12 protein-coding genes and 1 riboswitch are annotated in these 14,306 nt (G+C 66.3%); of the genes, 4 read left to right on the top strand and 8 right to left on the bottom strand.

Translation table 11 applies throughout. The annotated features are described in order from the left end of the window. The first annotated feature begins 16 nt into the window (after positions 1-16). Positions 17-634 carry an FHA domain-containing protein gene (locus tag ABS45_RS04120; protein WP_291553315.1) on the top strand — a complete coding sequence of 206 codons (618 nt, stop codon included), beginning with the start codon at positions 17-19 and terminating at the stop codon, positions 632-634. A 178-nt stretch (positions 635-812) separates the two neighbouring features. After that, on the top strand, positions 813-1,604 hold the full coding sequence (locus ABS45_RS04115) for a 3',5'-cyclic-nucleotide phosphodiesterase (RefSeq protein WP_291553312.1): 792 nt from the start codon (positions 813-815) through the stop codon (positions 1,602-1,604). Here ABS45_RS04115 and galE read toward each other — a convergent pair. From galE to ABS45_RS04085, 6 genes are all read right to left on the bottom strand, one after another. Then, positions 1,567-2,580, bottom strand: a complete 1,014-nt coding sequence (gene galE, locus ABS45_RS04110) for a UDP-glucose 4-epimerase GalE (protein WP_291553310.1) — start codon at positions 2,578-2,580, stop codon at positions 1,567-1,569. The genes ABS45_RS04115 and galE overlap by 38 nt on opposite strands. Beyond that, positions 2,577-5,318, bottom strand: a complete 2,742-nt coding sequence (gene metH, locus ABS45_RS04105) for a methionine synthase (RefSeq protein ID WP_291553309.1) — start codon at positions 5,316-5,318, stop codon at positions 2,577-2,579. Before metH ends, galE begins: the two co-directional genes overlap by 4 nt. A 25-nt stretch (positions 5,319-5,343) precedes the next feature. Then, a riboswitch (S-adenosyl-L-homocysteine riboswitch) is annotated at positions 5,344-5,425 on the bottom strand. Positions 5,426-5,547: 122 nt separating this feature from the next. Further along, on the bottom strand, positions 5,548-6,225 hold the full coding sequence (locus tag ABS45_RS04100) for a glutathione S-transferase (protein WP_291553306.1): 678 nt from the start codon (positions 6,223-6,225) through the stop codon (positions 5,548-5,550). A 15-nt stretch (positions 6,226-6,240) separates the two neighbouring features. Next, positions 6,241-8,031 (bottom strand): Rieske 2Fe-2S domain-containing protein, encoded by a 1,791-nt coding sequence (locus tag ABS45_RS04095; RefSeq protein WP_291553304.1) that lies wholly within the window; start codon positions 8,029-8,031, stop codon positions 6,241-6,243. Continuing rightward, positions 8,028-8,933, bottom strand: a complete 906-nt coding sequence (locus ABS45_RS04090; protein ID WP_291553303.1) for an aromatic ring-hydroxylating dioxygenase subunit alpha — start codon at positions 8,931-8,933, stop codon at positions 8,028-8,030. Before ABS45_RS04090 ends, ABS45_RS04095 begins: the two co-directional genes overlap by 4 nt. Before the next feature lie 41 nt (positions 8,934-8,974). Further along, a complete protein-coding gene (locus ABS45_RS04085) occupies positions 8,975-10,132 on the bottom strand; it encodes a BMP family ABC transporter substrate-binding protein (protein ID WP_291553301.1) in 1,158 nt (385 codons plus the stop codon). A gap of 231 nt (positions 10,133-10,363) precedes the next feature. On the opposite strand from ABS45_RS04085, the gene ABS45_RS04080 reads away from it, so the two are divergent. Next, a complete protein-coding gene (locus ABS45_RS04080; RefSeq protein ID WP_291553300.1) occupies positions 10,364-10,615 on the top strand; it encodes a GlsB/YeaQ/YmgE family stress response membrane protein in 252 nt (83 codons plus the stop codon). Positions 10,616-10,631: 16 nt separating this feature from the next. On the opposite strand, the gene ABS45_RS04075 is transcribed toward ABS45_RS04080, so the two are convergent. Then, positions 10,632-11,369, bottom strand: a complete 738-nt coding sequence (locus tag ABS45_RS04075) for a hypothetical protein (RefSeq protein WP_291553297.1) — start codon at positions 11,367-11,369, stop codon at positions 10,632-10,634. Between the two features lie 22 nt (positions 11,370-11,391). After that, complete coding sequence (gene dinG / locus ABS45_RS04070; protein WP_291553294.1) at positions 11,392-13,563, bottom strand: ATP-dependent DNA helicase DinG; 2,172 nt, start codon at positions 13,561-13,563, stop codon at positions 11,392-11,394. A gap of 244 nt (positions 13,564-13,807) precedes the next feature. Between dinG and ABS45_RS04065 the strand changes: the two genes are divergently transcribed. Next, a complete protein-coding gene (locus ABS45_RS04065; RefSeq protein WP_291553291.1) occupies positions 13,808-14,260 on the top strand; it encodes an RNA-binding protein in 453 nt (150 codons plus the stop codon). Positions 14,261-14,306: the final 46 nt, after the last annotated feature.

The following is a 14,306-nucleotide window of genomic DNA, read 5'->3' as shown; positions in this document are numbered from 1 at the left end:
AGATAGGAAATAGCGCATGCCCAGCCTGGTCTTCATGCTTGAAGGAACGATCGTCAAGGAGGTGGACCTTGCAAAATCACGCACGACGCTGGGGCGCCGCCCGAACAACGACATCGTGATCGAGAACCTCACCGTCAGCGGCGAGCACGCGGCCTTTCATTTGCAGGGTCAGGCAGTCGAAGTCGAGGACTTGCACAGCACCAATGGCACCTTCGTCAACGGGCAACCGGTGCAGCGCCAGCTGCTAAACGACGGCGACCAGGTCATCATCGGCAAATACGAGGTGCGCTTTGTGCAGGGTGAGCCGACTGCGCTCCATGCCCCCGTACCCGCCGCTCCTGCCGCGCAGCCACCGGCACCCGCTGCGCCGCCCGCCGCGGGCCGGGCGCTGGTACGCGTGCTGACGGGGCCGGGCGCTGGTCGGGAAGTGCCATTGACCAAGGTGGTTACGACCCTGGGCAAGCCCGGCGAAGCCGTGGCCTCGATCAGCCACCGCCCGCACGGCTATCTGCTGGCGCAGGTGGATGGCGCGCCGCCCAGCGTCAACGGACAGGCGATCACCGAGCCCCATTCGTTGCAACCCGGCGATCAGATCGTGCTGGGGGAGACGCAGATGGAATTTGTGCTGCTCTGAGAGCTTGAGAGGCCATCCCCCATGCCCGCCCTGCACGCCAAAACACCACCACTCTTCGTTGCAAATACTCGCCATAGCCCGGGCTATGACTGCGTTTTGCGCCTCGATCGGCAGCGTTTTGACGCACCTTTCAGGCACGGGCAATTGCCTCTCAAGCTCTGAGCAGAAAGCCCGGCAGATGAAGGTTCGCGTGCTCGGCTGCAGCGGCTCCATTGCCCGCGATTCGCGCACGACCGCCTTTTTCATTGATGATCACATCCTGGTGGATGCAGGCACCGGCGTCGGCGATCTGAGCGTCGAGGAAATGGCCGGCATCACCCATGTCTTTCTCACCCATTCGCACCTGGATCACATTGCCGCGCTGCCGCTGCTGCTGGATACCGTAGGCACGCAGCGCTGCGCGCCGCTGCAGGTGTTTGCGCTGGCGCAGACCCTCAAGGCCTTGCGCGAGCACATTTTCAACGACGTCATCTGGCCGGATTTCACGCGCATTCCGCGGCCCGAGGCCCCATTGGTGCAGCTGCACCCCTTGGGCGTGGGCGATGTGCTGGCGGTGTCCGGAATCACCCTGGAAGCCTTGCCGGCCAGCCACAGCGTGCCTGCCGTGGGCTATGCGCTGCGCGGGGCGGGCGCCTGGTGGGTGTTCAGCGGCGATACCGAGGGTGGCGTGGCGGCCTTCTGGCAGCGCGTGAACGCCTTGCATGCCCAGGCGCCGGGCGTGGGGGCGCTGGTGATGGAAACCGCCTTCAGCAACCGCGAGCAGGCACTCGCGCGCAAAAGCGGGCATCTGACGCCGGCTGCGCTGGCGCAGGAACTCGCGCAGCTCAGCGATCCAGCCGGCTTTCCGGTCTACATCTCGCACCTCAAGCCCAGCGAGGGCGCGGCCATCATGCGCGAGGTGCGCCAGCTGGAGCAGGGGCGCGGGCTGCAGATCATCGATCTGCAGTCGATCGAGCTGTTGCAGCTGTAGCGCCGCTGCCCTGGTGCCAGCGCAGGGCGCTGCGCAAGATGCCGTCCAGGCCATGGCGCGGTGTCCAGCCCAGCGCCGCCTGCGCCAGCGCAGCACTGGCCACCAGCGTGGCCGGGTCTCCGGGGCGGCGCGGCTGGACTTCACTGGCCGGCGCACCCGCGCACAGCGCCTGGCATTGCGCGAGGACTTCGGCGACGGAATTGCCCTGGCCGGTGCCCAGGTTGAACACATGAAAGCCTGGCTGCCCGGCCATGTAATCCAGCGCGAGCAGATGGGCTTCGGCCAAATCTTCGACATGGATGTAGTCGCGCACGCAGGTGCCGTCCGGCGTCGGGTAGTCGTTGCCAAACAGCTTGACCGGGCCGAGGGAAGGCGTGAGCGCCGCGCGGATGATGTTCGGGATGAGATGGGTTTCGGGCTCGTGCGCTTCGCCGGTTTCGCCGTCGGCGTCGGCGCCGGCGGCGTTGAAGTAGCGCAGGCAGACGGCGCGCAGGCCATAGGCTTCGCAGTAGGCGCGGATCTGCTGCTCGGCCAGCCATTTGCTCAGGCCGTAGGGGTTGATGGGCTGCGCCGGATGCGCTTCGTCGATCGGTGTGTACAGCGGGTTGCCATAGACCGCGGCAGTGGACGAAAACACCAGCTTGCCCACGCCGGCGCTGCGCATGGCATCGAGCAGGTTCAGGGTACCGGTGACGTTGTTGCGCAGGTATAGCGCCGGTTCGCGCACCGATTCGCCGACCAGTGAGCGCGCGGCAAAATGCAGTACCGACTGGATCGGATAGCGCGCGAAAACCGCGCTCAGGTCGCCAGGATGGAGCAAGTCGCCGATTTCCAGCGGCCCCCATTGCACGGCGTTGCGGTGGCCGGTGACAAGGCTGTCGAAGGTGACAGGCACCACGCCGGCGCGCGCCAGGCGCTTGCACATGTGCGCGCCGATGTAGCCGGCGCCGCCGCAGACGAGGACATGCGGCTTCATGCCAGGTTCTGCGCCAGCCGGTGGCGCAGCTCCTCAACGTCCATGCCGCGCCGCGCGGCCATGTCGATCACCTGATCGTCGCCGATCTGTCCCGTCGTGTAATAGGTCGATTCGGGGTGAGCGAGGTAGAAGCCGCTGACGCTCGACGGCGGAATCATCGCGAAGCTGTTGGTCACCTCGATGCCGACTTCGGGCGCATTGAGCGTGGCAAACAGCGTGCCCTTGACGGTGTGGTCGGGGCAGGCCGGGTAGCCGGGCGCGGGGCGTATGCCCTGGTATTTTTCGGCAATCATGGCGTCACGATCCAGCGTTTCATCCTGCGCATAGCCCCACAGGTCGCGGCGCACGCGCGCGTGCAGGCATTCGGCAAACGATTCGGCAAGGCGATCGCACAGCGCCTTGAACGTGATGTTGGAATAGTCGTCGAGCTGCGCCAGGAACTCCTGCTCTTTTTTCTCGGCGCCGATGCCGGCCGTCACGGCGAACATGCCGGCGTAGTCCTTGATGCCCGATTCCTTGGTGGCGATGAAGTCTGCGAGGCAGCGGCTGGGGCGCATCACGCCATTGACCGGCGTCTTCTCGGTCTGCTGGCGCACGCCGTACCAAGTCATCAAGACCTCGCTGCGCGACTCGTCGGTGTAGAACTCGATGTCGTCGCCGACGCGGTTGGCCGGGTACAGGCCGATCACGCCGTTGGCCTGCACCCAGCGGCCTTCGACGATTTTTTTCAGCATCGCCTGCCCGTCGGCGAAGACCTTGCGCGCCTCTTCGCCGACCACCTCGTCCTGCAGGATCGCCGGGTAGGCACCGGCGAGATCCCAGGTCTGGAAGAACGGCGCCCAGTCGAGGTATTTGACGATTTCGGCGAGGTCGAAGTTGACGAAGGTGCGCCGCCCCAAAGCGCGTGGCACTGTCGGTGTGTAGTGCGTGAAGTCCACTTTGGTCGCATTGGCGCGCGCCTGCTCTATCGTCCACAGCGGCACGCGTTTTTTCTTCGCGTGCAGCTCGCGCACGTGCGCGTAGTCGGTCTGGATTTCCGCCAGATACGCGGCGCGTCCTTCGCCCAGCAGGCTTTGCGCCACGCCCACGCTGCGCGAGGCATCGGGCACGTAGATGACGGGGCCGTCGTACTTGGGCGCAATCTTGACCGCGGTGTGGACGCGCGAGCAGGTCGCACCGCCGATCAGAAGCGGCGTCTGGCGGCTGGTGAAGTATTCGTCCTTGTTCATCTCGGCCGCGACGTGTTGCATTTCCTCAAGGCTTGGGGTGATGAGGCCCGAGACGCCAACCATGTCCGCGTGCAGCTCCTTGGCCTTGGCCAGCAGTTCGTGTGAGGGAATCATCACGCCCAGGTTCACCACCTCGAAGTTGTTGCATTGCAAGACGACGGTGACGATGTTCTTGCCGATGTCGTGCACGTCGCCCTTGACGGTGCAGACGACGATCTTGCCCTTGCTGGAGATGTCGATGCCGGCGGCCTTCTGCGCTTCCTTCTCGGCCTCGATGTAGGGTACGAGGTGGGCCACGGCCTGCTTCATCACGCGGGCGCTCTTGACCACCTGCGGCAGAAACATCTTGCCCGCGCCAAACAGGTCGCCCACGACGTTCATGCCGTCCATCAGTGGGCCTTCGATCACGGCGAGCGGCCGCGCGCCACCCTGCACGCAGATTTGCTGGTAGGCCTCTTCGGTGTCGGCGACGATGAAGTCGGTGATGCCGTGCACGAGAGCATGCGTCAGGCGCTCGCCCACTGGCGCCGGGGCTTCGGGCGTGCCGCGCCATTCGAGCTTCTTGCCATCGTCACGCGCCGCGCCCTTTGCGCTCTCCGCGATCTCTAGCAGGCGCTCCGCCGCATCGGGTCGGCGATTCAAGACCACGTCTTCGACGCGTGTGCGCAGCTCGGGCTCCAGGTCGTCATAGACGCCTATCATGCCGGCGTTGACGATGCCCATGGTGAGGCCCGCCTTGATCGCGTGGTAGAGAAACACGGTGTGAATCGCCTCGCGCACCGGCTCGTTGCCGCGAAACGAAAAGCTCACGTTGGAGATGCCACCCGAGACCTTGGCGCCGGGCAGGTTCTGCTTGATCCAGGCGGTGGCCTCGATGAAGTCGATGCCGTTGCGTGCATGCTCTTCGATGCCGGTGGCGATAGGGAACACGTTGGGGTCGAAGATGATGTCCTCTGGCGGGAAGCCGACCTCATCAACCAGGATGCGGTAGGCGCGCTCGCAGATTTCGATGCGCCGCGCGAGGGTATCGGCCTGGCCCTGCTCGTCAAACGCCATCACCACCGCGGCCGCGCCGTAGCGCTTGACCAGGCGCGCATGCTGCTTGAACTCTTCGACCCCTTCCTTCATCGAGATGGAATTGACGATGCCCTTGCCCTGCAGGCATTGCAGGCCGGCTTCGATGATCTCCCACTTGGATGAGTCCACCATCACCGGCACCCTGGCGATGTCGGGCTCGCTGCCGAGCATGCGCAGAAAGCGCACCATCGCCGCCTTGCCGTCGAGCATGGCCTCGTCCATGTTCACGTCGATGATCTGCGCGCCGTTTTCCACCTGCTGGCGCGCCACCGACAGCGCCTCTTCGTACTGCTCGGCGATGATCATGCGCGCGAAGGCCTTGGAGCCGGTGACGTTGGTCCGCTCGCCAACATTGACGAAGAGCGAACTGTCGTCGATCAGTACGGGCTCAAGGCCCGAGAGTTTCATCGGAGGGGGGGCAACAACGGACATCAGGCTCACCTGCACAGGGCGAAAAGACAGGTGAGCGCCGTTGCAAGCTGATCGTCGCCTTCAAGCCTGACGGGCCGTGGCGGCCCGCTGCAACGCTCCTTGAAGACGCTGCCAATTTTAGTCAAGGCCGACGCAAGCCCCGGTTTGCGCCATGAATTTCAAGCCAAATAGGCCTCCAGCTCCCGTCAAACAAGCGCTGGCAGCTCTCATTATTGAAATTGCGCGGCAATCACATCAGGATCGCGCCATGCTCGGTCGGCACGGCGCTGCGCGAGGGCGAGGCCGGGAACACGCCCGACATCACGGTGAAGCCGGGGATGCGTTTGACGCGATCGGTCCAGCGCCTGAGCGCCGGAAAGTCCGTCAGGCTCAGGCCGCCTTCGGGTGCGAGGATCACGTAGGGGAAGCAGGCGATATCGGCGATCGTCGGCTGTGCGCCGCTGCAGACCCAGCCGCCTTCGTTGCATTCGGAAAGCCACAGATGCTCGTCCAGAATGCGAAACAGCTGGTAGGCGCCACGCCGCGCCTTGTCCGCGTCGATGTCAAAGCCGAACACTTGCTGCAGCCGCGCCGCCGATGAGGTGGCGGTGAGCTCGTTGGCGAAGGCCAGCCATTGGCAGACCTCACCCAGGCGGCGCGCGTCCTGCACCGGGTACCAATGGCTGCCCGGCGCGTAGCGCGTGGCCAGATAGGTCAGGATGGCCTGGGCGTCGCGGATCAGGTAGCCGTCGTCGTCGAGAAACGGCAACTGGCCCAGCGGGTTGAGGGCGAGCATGGCTTCGCTCTTGTGCTCCAGGCTGGGGAAAAACTCCACCGGCCGCTTCTCGTAGGGCTGACCGAGGATGTCCAAAAACAGGCGAATCTTGTAGCAGTTGCCCGAAAGTTCGTAGTCGTAGAGGGTGATCATGGTGTCATTCCCGCGTCACAGATCGAGCACCAGCAGCCCTGAGGCGCTGCGCGAGACGCAGGCCTGCATGCAGTGGCCGGCGCGCTTTTCGTCCTCGCTGAGATAGACATCACGGTGCTCGGGCTGGCCTTCGAGTACCGTGACCATGCAGGTGCCGCACACGCCTTGCTCGCACGAGAGCTCGACCGGCACGCCGTTGGCGTTGAGCACCTCGGCCAGGCTTTGACCCACCGGCACCTCAAGCTCGCGGTCACTTTTGGCCAGGCGCACCTTGAAGGGCTGGTCGTTCTGGTGCGAGACGGTGTTGGAAAAGAGTTCGAAATGCACGCGATTCGCCGCCAGCCCCGCCGCGGCGGCCGCTGCGACGATGGCATCAAGAAAGGCGCGCGGGCCGCAAACGTAGACATCCATGCCCGGGTCCATCGCCTGCAGCAGCCGGGCAATCGTCTCTCCCGTTGCCGCCGGGGACAGCCCCAGGTGCAGCTCGGCGTGGCCGAGCACCTGCAGGCGCTCGCCAAACGCCACATGGGCCTGGCTGCGGGCAAAGTAATGCAGACGGTAGTCGCGCCCGGTGGCGGCCATCTGCGCCGCCATCGAGAGGATGGGCGTGATGCCGATGCCGGCCGCGAGAAACAGCGCGCCGCCGCTGTTGGCGAGGCGAAAGTGGTTCTTCGGCCGCGAGACCTCCAGCAGGTCGCCCGCCTTGAGCTGCGCATGCATGGAGGCCGAGCCGCCACGCGAAGCGGGCTCGCGCTTGACGCCTATGGTCACGCCGCGCCAGCCGTGCGCTGCCTGGGCGCTGACCTCGCCGGGCGAGCTGGCGATGGAGTACTGGCGCAGCATGCCCGAGGGCGTCTTGACGTCGATATGCGCGCCGGGAATGAAATCGGCCAGCGCCCCTTGCTCGCCGCTGGCGACGGGTTCGAGTTCGAAGGCGCGGATCTCCTCGGCGGTGTCCAGCACACGCGCCACGCGCACCTTGATCAAGCGTTCATCGGCGCGCAGGCGCTCCTTGGGCCGCTCGGGCGGCAGCATGTACTGCTCGTCGGCCGAGCTTGTCGGGTAGGCGCTCACACAGCCCTCGGCGATCAAGCGGCCGCGCAGGCGCTGCATCGCCTTCTGGTGGCGCAGCTGCCAGGGGGCGATCGCCAGGCCTTCGGGGCACTGCAGCACCGCATGCACGATGGTCTTGTCGGCGCGTGCCGGTTGCAGCAAAAAGAAGAGCGTGTGCGCCGCGCCTGCTTCGCTCCAGGACAGCGCCAGCGCGTGCGCGCTTTCTTGGCTGCGCAGCTGCGCCTGTACCAGGCCGGGGTCGCAGTCGCGATAGCGCGCAAGCTGCCCGCGCACGGTCTCAGCGTCGGCATGCAGGACGAAGCTCTGCAGCGCCTGCTGCGTCTGTCCGGCGGCGGGCGGAGCGATCAGCCAATCCTGCAGCGTCAACGCCAGCGGCACACCGGCAGGCGCCAGCCAGTGCATCCAGACCAGGCCATGCGCCTCCTGCGTGGCAAAGGTGTGGGCGCAAACGCTGGTGGGCGGCGGCGTCTGCGAGGCTGCGGGCAGCACGATGCACTGGCCGTCGCCGCTGCGGTATTGCCAGCCGTGGTACTGGCAGCGCACGCGGTGGCCGGTGTTCACGCCCATGGACAGACGTGCGCCGCGGTGGCAGCAGCGGTTGTCCCAGACATTGACGCAGCCGTCGTCATCACGCCAGATGGCGAGCTCCACCCCTTGCAGTTCGCCGGCAAAGACATGGCGCTCGGCCAGGTCGTGCGCGCAGGCGACGGGAAACCATTGCGGAGCGCTCATGCCACGGCTCCCTGCGGCGCCGCCCGGTCGGGCGAGGGCAGCGCATGCGACGCCAGTTCGCGAAAGGTGCCGTACTGCACGCCGCGCTGATCGAGCCAGCGGCGGTAGGCCATGGACATCGCATCGGCCTTGACCGGGATCTCGAAGCGTGAATCCAGCGGCATCTTCTTCGGAATTTCGTTGCTCAGCAGCATCAAGTCCTGGCCGAAGATGGTTTGCTGGAACAGCCGCAGGCCTTCATCGGAAGTGCCTTCATCCACATAAGCCAGCAGCGTATGGGCACGGCACCATTCCTCGGTCAGCGGTTGCACCAGCAGGCCGATCACGTCCATGCGGCCCGGGCGGCCGTGCGAGGTCTTGTAGAGAAACGCGGTGTAGGGTTGGACCACGCGATAGATGTAGTCGGTGTCCGAGCCGCTGCCCGCAGCGGTCGCGGCGCCGCGCGGCTGGAAAAAACGGCAGTTGCGCGCGAAGATTTCGCCATTCTCCAGCGTGACATCGTAGGGCTCGACGTCAGTGTAAGGCTCGGCGCCGAGGTAGCCGTGGTGCACGTACGGAAAGTGCGCCATATCCAGGAAATTCTCGACCGCGCGCAGCCCCGAAACATGCACGTTCATCGAGCCTGCGCCGACGATGCGCCGGTCGGCCTCCTCGAATTCGGGCAGGGCGAAGAGCGCGTGGCGCGGATGGCCCAGCGAGACCCAGTGCGCGTGGTAGCGCGTGAGCGTCTCGCAGGGCTGGCGCTCGCTATCGGCGCGCCAGGCGCTGAATTGCCCCGCCGCGTCGCGCCTGTATTCGATGGCGTGGCCAAGCAGTTGGGTGTGATACGTGCGATTGGGCGCGACGTCGTCGGCGATCGCAACCGGGTACCACTCGTCCCAGACGACGGATTCAATCTGCATATCAAGCTCCTTTCACTACCCACCTCGCTCACGTGCGGGTGTCAAGTCGGGCTGGGAATCTGTCCCTCGATGCCCGGAACGAAGAAATTGATCGCACCCATCCAGTCGTCATCGGCACGCACGCCGACGGCTAAGCGCTCCTTACCGTCACGATCGACGATGGGGCCGGTGAAGACGTCAAAACTGCGATCCTTGATGCCGGCCTCGGCCTTCTCGACCCTGGCCTTGAGGTCTGCGGGGATCTGATCGGACAGCTTGATCAGCAGGTTCTGCCCTTCGGGCATGCCCCAGCGCGTGGTCTGGCCACCCTTCCAGGTGCCGTCGAGCGCCGCGCCTATGGTCTTTTTGTAGTAGGGCCCCCAATCGACGACGACCGAACCCAGGTGCGCCTTGCCGCCGATCTCGCTCATGTCCGAATCCCAACCGAAGGCCAGCTTGCCCGCCTGCGCGGCCGCCTGGATCACGGCCGGGGAGTCGGTGTTTTGCAGCAGCACGTCGGCGCCGCCGTTGAGCAGGGAATTGGCCGCCTCGGTTTCCTTGGGCGGGTCGAACCAACCGTTGATGAACACCACGCGCACCTTGATGTCGGGCTTGACGCTTTGCGCGCCCAGCGTGAAGGCGTTGATGTTGCGCAGCACCTCGGGAATCGGCACCGAGCCGACATAGCCGAGCACGTCGGTCTTGCTCATGCCCGCGGCGATCATGCCGGCCAGGTACACCGGCTGATAAAAGCGCGAGTCGTAGACGTTGAGGTTGGGGCCGGTCTTGTAGCCGGTGGCGTGCTCGAAACGCAGGTCGGGGAAGTCAGGAGCCACCTTGACCATGGCCTCCATGAAGCCGAAGCTGGTGCCGAACAGCATGGTGTTGCCCTGGCTGATCAGATCGCGCAGCACGCGCTCGGTGTCGGCGCCCTCGGGCACGTTTTCGACGAAGCTGGTCTGCACGCGATCACCGAGCGCGGCCTGGACATCTTTGCGGCCCAGGTCGTGCTCGAAGCTCCAGCCGGCGCTGCCGACCGGGCCGACGTAGATCCAGGCGGCCTTGAGCGGCTCGGCCTTGGCGGGGGCCGACGCAGGAGCAGCGGTGGGGGCAGCGGCAGAGGCTTCCTCCTTCTGGCCGCAGGCGCTCAGGGCCAGCGGCGAGACCGCGCCCAGCGCGGCGAGTCGGAGAAGAAGGCGTTTGCGGGGATCAATGGGCATGGCAGAAGCGTCCAAAATGGCAGTCAGATGGATGGAATTTTGCGCGACGGATGGGCGCACGCGAGTATTTATTGTGTGCAAAAGTGCATACAATTTCTACTGGTGCAAACCCGCAGCGGCGCGAGTATCGCGCACGCGGCGCAATGTTTCACATTCACTGCCATCGCCTTGCCTCGCGCCAAGGCGAAAATACCCCGGTCACTTTCAAGCAACCAATCGCAAGGACTTGCCATGTTGAGCATTCTGGGAACGGCCCTCGTGGGTCTGATCGTCGGTTTCATCGCGCGCGCGATCAAGCCGGGCGACGACAAGCTGGGCTGGATCATGACGGCGGTGCTGGGCGTCGCCGGTTCGTTCGCCGCGACCTATGCGGGCCAGGCCATGGGCTGGTACCAGGCGGGCCAGTCTGCAGGCTGGATTGCCTCGGTGATCGGTGCCGTGGTGTTGCTGGTGATCTACGGCATTTTGAAGAAAAAGGGCTGAAGCGCGCGCCAGTGCTTTATCGGACCGGCAAAAATTGTAGTAAACCAGCGCCCAGGATGCCCTGCACGTAGCTGATGGCGGCACGGCGGTGGCGCTCGTCGCCGAGCTCGGCCAGCAGGTCCAGGCGCGCGATGATCTTGCCGAATTCGCGCTCAAAGCTCAGGTTGCGCGGAGCATCCTGCGCGATGGCGTCCGCCAGCAGCAGCGGCTCGCCCCGGCTGTCGCGGCGCTGCGCGAGGATCCAGGCGGCGGTTTCGACATTGCGCGCGGCGTTGTACAGGCGCTGCGGATCGAGGTTGTCGAGCAAGTGGAAGCTGGTCTTGCCGCCATGCGCGGTGACCAGCATGTCGGCGGTGGCGAGCACCAGCGCCGCCACCCGATCGCCGCTGAACTCGGGCGACATCGCCCAGGCCATGGCCGCGATATCGCGCCGCCCCTGCAAAGGCGGCCAGGGTTCGCTGCTCTCCAGCGCCGCAGTGACTCGCGCCAGTGCCTGCGCGCGGCTGGCAAAGCCGCCTGCGCGCCACTGCACGGGGTTGCGCTTGTAAAGCTTGTCGGCGAGCAGCAGCAGGCTTTGCAGGTTGTCGCGCATGGCGAGCGTGGCCGCGCGGTTGAGCTCGGATTGCACCAATTCGCCCTGCTGCATGGGCGCCTCGCGCACCGTGCCGCGGTCGGTGGGCGCGGAGCTGGCGCAGCCCAGCAGTAAGGCGACGTTCAACAGGCAGGCGGGCAGAACGGGGCGGTGCGCGGGCATCGCCCCATTGTCACCGCTGGCTTCAGGTTGCAGGCGTGGCCAGCGGCGCGCGTTCTTGCAGCGTGAAGGCGGGCAGCCCGCGCAGCAGGCGCCGCCCGTAGCCGGTCTGCAAGAGCCGCTTGTCGTAGCAGACCACGCGCGCGTGGTCGTCCTCGCTGCGTATCGCGCGCCCCACCCACTGCGCCAGGCGCATCGCGGTGGCGGGCACCACGAGGTTCATGAACGGATCGCCGCCGCTGGCGCGCAGCCATTCGGCGCGCGCTTCATCCACCGGCTCGTCGGGCGGCGCAAACGGCAGCTTGGTGATGAACAGCGATTCGCACAGCGCGCCCGGCAGGTCCATGCCCTCGGCAAACGATTGCAGGCCGAAGATGATCGACACCTGCCCCTGGGCGACGCGCTCGCGGTGCTGCGCCAGCAATTTGAGGCGCGGCAGGCGCCCCTGCACCAGCACGGCGGCGCGCAGGCTGCCCGGCAGCAGCTCCACCGCCTGGCGCATTTGCTCGCGCGAGGTAAAGAGCACCAGCGCGCCGCTGGTCACCGTGGCCAGATCGGTGAGCAACGCCGCGATCATCTGGCGCGTGAACGCTGCCATCTCGCGCGGCGCGGCCTGCGTGCTGGCGGCCACCAGCGTGCCCTGCGCCGCGTAGTCAAACGGGCTGGCAACCTGCAGCGTGGTCACGGCCGCGTCGCCATGCAGGCCGGCCTCGCGCAGGAAGAAGTCAAAGTCGCCACAACCCGTGAGCGTGGCAGACGTCAGCACCGCAGCGCGCACGCGCTGCCACAGGTGCGCGGCCAGCGCCGCGCCCGGCAGCACCGGGCTGGCGTGCGCGCGCACCACCACCGCGTCGCCGGTGCTAGCCAGCGTGAACCACTTGGCCGCGGGCGCGTTGCCCTCGGCAGGCTCCTGCAACAGCAGCGCGCTGGTGGCGTGAATCGCCTCCAGACGCGGCGCGAGCTGTCCCACCTGGGCGTAGAGCTGCGACAGGCGGCGCGCCTCGTGCGGTTCTTCGCGCATGTGCTCGCGCAGCGCGTCGGCTATGGCGCGCAGGCCTTGCAGCAGCTCGCCCGCGTGTTGCAGCACCTGCGCCAGCGCGTCGGTCAGGGGCTGCGGCAAACGTCCATCGGGCACGCGTTCGCGGTGGCTGGCCAGTTGCCCCGGCGCGCGTGCAATGGCCGCGCGCAAGGGCGCGCCGTACAGGTCGATGATGAGGCGCTCGGCATCCTGCAGCGCCACGCGCAATCGCGTGCTGCTCGCGGCCACGTCCACCTCGTTCTTCACCTCGACCTGCGTGCCCACGCGCAGCGCGCGGCTGGCCAGTTGCGCGAGCCACGCCAGGCGCGACAGGTCCATCTCGCAGGCGAACTGCGACAGTGCCGTCTTGGGCAGGTGGTGCGCCTCGTCGATCACCAGCAGGCAGTTGTCCAGGTCCGGCAACAGCCGCGCGCCGATCGAGGACAGCAGCAAATCGTGATTGGCGACGATCACCTGCGCAGCCACCAGCTCGCGGCGGCGCTCGAAATAGGTGCAGGTGGAAAACAGCGGGCAGTGTCGCCCGGCGCAGGTGTGCGCCACGGCCGCCACTGGCGCCCAGAGCTGCGGATCGGGCGGCGTGGCAAGCTGGTCGCGGTCGCCATCCCACAGCCCGGTGGCGAGGTCGTCCGCCAGTCGCGTGTAGAACGCGCTGCGTGCCTCGGCGCTTTCCTGTTCGGCCGCGCTCAGGGGGTCTTCGGGAAACAGGTCCTCGTCATCAGTGGGTGCATCGCCCGCCAGGCGTTCGAGCTTGAGCTTGCAAACATAGCGTGCGCGGCCCTTGGCCAGGGCAAAGCTGAAGGGCTCGGGCATGGCGGCGGCCAGCGCCGGCAAGTCCTTGTGCACCAGTTGCTCCTGCAGCGCCACGGTGGCGGTGGCGATCAGCACCCGCGTGCCGCGTGCCAGCGCGATCTGGATGGCAGGGACGGCGTAGGCGAGCGACTTGCCGGTGCCGGTGCCGGCCTCGATCACCGCGATGGCGCGTCGGGGCTCGTCGCCATCGGCCGGCGCGCCGTCCCGCGCCAGCTGTGCGCGGGCAAAGGTGCGCGCCACCTCCTCGGCCATGCGCCGCTGGCCGCTGCGCGCGCGCATGCCCGGCGTGGCGGCGACCACGGCGTCGAATTGCTGCAGGGCCTGCGTGGCGGAATCGGTGTCGGACATCGGGTGAATGCGGGTTTGCTTGCGTTTTTATAAAGTTATTGTTGCAAATTGCACCACTGCCGCGCAAAAAACGCTTGCGTCGCCGCCGAAATTCAAGAACAGTACCGTATTGGTGGGCGTGCGTCCATCAAGTAGGTTACGGTGATCCGTCAGTTTTCGCGCATAGGGCTTCTTAGGTGATTCACTGTTGGCGGTTTCGGGACTCCGTGGTTCCATTTTTTTGTTAATTAGGGAGTCCCATTTCATGGGCAACAAACTGTACGTCGGCAACCTGCCGTACCAAGTGCGCGATGAAGATCTGCAGCAGGCCTTCGGGCAATTCGGCACGGTCACCAGCGCCAAGGTCATGATGGAGCGCGACACCGGCCGTTCCAAGGGTTTCGGCTTTGTCGAAATGGGCAGCGACGCCGAAGCGCAGCAAGCCATCAACGGCATGAATGGCCAGCCCCTGGGCGGGCGCAGCCTGGTCGTCAACGAAGCGCGTCCGATGGAGCCGCGTCCGCCGCGTTCCGGTGGCTATGGCGGCGGCGGTGGCCGCAGCGGTGGCGGCGGCTACGGTGGTGGCCGCGGTGAAGGTGGCGGCGGCGGCGGTTTCCGCAGCCCCTACGGCGGCGGTGGTCGCGGTGGTGGTGGCGGTCGTGGCGGCTACGACGGCGGTGGCCGTGGTGGCTACGATGGCGGCAACGGCGGGTACTGATCTACCGGCAAACCCATGAAAAAGCTCCTTCGGGAGCTTTTTTGTT

It is taken from the genome of Comamonas sp. SCN 65-56 (assembly GCF_001724135.1).
In the GTDB taxonomy this organism is placed as follows: Bacteria; Pseudomonadota; Gammaproteobacteria; order Burkholderiales; family Burkholderiaceae_C; genus Comamonas_C.
The sequence above is the reverse complement of the archived record's forward strand: the minus strand, read 5'-3'. Positions and strand labels throughout refer to the sequence as shown.

Bases quoted from the DNA above. Each gene is read 5' to 3' on its own strand.
- ABS45_RS04075 (WP_291553297.1), bottom strand. From the start codon at position 11,369: ATGCCCGCGCACCGCCCCGTTCTGCCCGCCTGCCTGTTGAACGTCGCC.
- ABS45_RS04095 (WP_291553304.1), bottom strand. From the start codon at position 8,031: ATGAGCGCTCCGCAATGGTTTCCCGTCGCCTGCGCGCACGACCTGGCC.
- ABS45_RS04080 (WP_291553300.1), top strand. From the start codon at position 10,364: ATGTTGAGCATTCTGGGAACGGCCCTCGTGGGTCTGATCGTCGGTTTC.
- ABS45_RS04065 (WP_291553291.1), top strand. From the start codon at position 13,808: ATGGGCAACAAACTGTACGTCGGCAACCTGCCGTACCAAGTGCGCGAT.
- galE (WP_291553310.1), bottom strand. From the start codon at position 2,580: ATGAAGCCGCATGTCCTCGTCTGCGGCGGCGCCGGCTACATCGGCGCG.
- metH (WP_291553309.1), bottom strand. From the start codon at position 5,318: ATGTCCGTTGTTGCCCCCCCTCCGATGAAACTCTCGGGCCTTGAGCCC.
- dinG (WP_291553294.1), bottom strand. From the start codon at position 13,563: ATGTCCGACACCGATTCCGCCACGCAGGCCCTGCAGCAATTCGACGCC.
- ABS45_RS04085 (WP_291553301.1), bottom strand. From the start codon at position 10,132: ATGCCCATTGATCCCCGCAAACGCCTTCTTCTCCGACTCGCCGCGCTG.
- ABS45_RS04090 (WP_291553303.1), bottom strand. From the start codon at position 8,933: ATGCAGATTGAATCCGTCGTCTGGGACGAGTGGTACCCGGTTGCGATC.
- ABS45_RS04100 (WP_291553306.1), bottom strand. From the start codon at position 6,225: ATGATCACCCTCTACGACTACGAACTTTCGGGCAACTGCTACAAGATT.
- ABS45_RS04115 (WP_291553312.1), top strand. From the start codon at position 813: ATGAAGGTTCGCGTGCTCGGCTGCAGCGGCTCCATTGCCCGCGATTCG.
- ABS45_RS04120 (WP_291553315.1), top strand. From the start codon at position 17: ATGCCCAGCCTGGTCTTCATGCTTGAAGGAACGATCGTCAAGGAGGTG.